General features: G+C 73.8%; 2 protein-coding genes. Both read right to left on the bottom strand.

Going from position 1 to position 1,402, the window contains the following annotated elements; all coding sequences use genetic code 11:
- Nucleotides 1-23 precede the first annotated feature (23 nt).
- Nucleotides 24-215 (bottom strand): hypothetical protein, encoded by a 192-nt coding sequence (locus ACFCV8_RS36040; RefSeq protein ID WP_376689780.1) that lies wholly within the window; start codon nt 213-215, stop codon nt 24-26.
- 111 nt (nt 216-326) lie between these two features.
- The gene (locus ACFCV8_RS36045) at nt 327-1,226 is read right to left on the bottom strand and encodes a phosphatidylinositol-specific phospholipase C/glycerophosphodiester phosphodiesterase family protein (RefSeq protein WP_376689781.1); all 900 of its coding nucleotides are present in this window, start codon (nt 1,224-1,226) and stop codon (nt 327-329) included.
- Nucleotides 1,227-1,402: the final 176 nt, after the last annotated feature.

Genomic DNA, 1,402 nt, shown 5'->3' on the forward strand with positions numbered 1-1,402 from the left:
GTCTCCCGGGCCCCGCACCGGGGTCAGGGCCGCAGGCTGCCGACGACGTCGGCCGTGGCGGCCAGGCTGTCCTGGATGGTCGGCCCCATGCTGGAGCCGGCGAGGAAGAAGCCGAGCAGCGCGCAGACCAGCGCGTGCGAGAGCTTCAGCCCGTTGCGGAGGAAGACCACTGCCAGGATCAGCAGGAGCACCACCAGTGAGATCGAAATGGCCATGGTCAACCTCCTCCGCCGCGCCCGGTAGGCGGCATTCGGCCGCCAGTCTGGCGCAGCGGAGGGGCCGTTCGGTGCCCCGGCGTGTCCGCCGATCGGGTGTTTGACCGTCCGTCATGCCCAGGGGTGGGCATCCTCGTCCGGGGCGCTTGGGTCATGGGCCCGCAGGAAGCGTTCGAGGCCCGCGAGGTCGTCGGTGTTGAGATGGTCGACCCCGGCGGCCAGCAGCTCCGCCCAGACCGCTTCCCGCTCCGGACCGGAGGTGTCGGGGGTGGCCCAGAAGCGGATGCGGCGGCCTTCCCGGTGGGCCCGGGTGACCAGGGCGCGCAGCCGGGCCCGCTCGGCGGCGGGGATGGGTCCGGCGCCCTGCCAGTCGAACACGTCGCTCCAGCTGGTACTGATCAGCGGGGCGAAGGAGGCGGGGGCCGGGGTGCCGAGGTCCTCGGGACGGCCGTCGTAGAAGGCGTAGCGGGTGCGCTGCGCCTCCATCGGGATACGGGCGGTGCGGTCGCCGGAGACGACGGGGGTGACGGCGCCGGGCCGTACCCGGCCGTGGTGGTACGACGTCAGCATGGTCCGGTAGCGCTGGAGCTGGCGGTCGAGGGCGCGGTAGGCGGCGGCGCCGTCGGTCTTGATGTCGATCAGCAGCTGCACGGGTTCGTGGTAGCCGGGGTGGACCGTGCCGTGGTGGGCCCGGACCCTGGCCCGCAGCGGGTCGAGGTAGAGCGCGGCGAGGGTGCGGGCCGGGTCGAGGCCGGTGTCCTCGTGCGCGACGAGCAGCTCGCCGTCCACCAGGAAGATGTCCGCCTCGACGCTGGTGAAGCCGTGGTCGAGCGCGTCGTACAGCGGGCGCGGGTGCAGGTAGTCGTTGTGCGCGTGAGCCCGGCGCAGTGCCCGGGGGCGGGGGCCTGGTGCCGGGCGGGAGGCGGCGGCCGTCCTCGGGTGCAGGAAGGTGCCTGCGGCCGCGGTGACGAGCGCGGCGGTGACGACGCTTCGGCGGGTCAGGGGCGCCATGGGTTCTCCCGGGGGCGAGTGAAGGACGGGCGGACGCGACCGAGTATGCGCCGATACGCACGCCAACTGGCACACGATGCCGAAGAGTTGACCGATTCGCCGTCCGCCCGTCGGTCCCCGTTCGCCGGTTCCCCGGGCGTCTGCGGGGCCCAGGGGCACGGGAGCGGGTGCCTGCC

This window comes from Streptomyces sp. NPDC056347, from assembly GCF_042262625.1.
GTDB lineage: Bacteria > Actinomycetota > Actinomycetes > Streptomycetales > Streptomycetaceae > Streptomyces.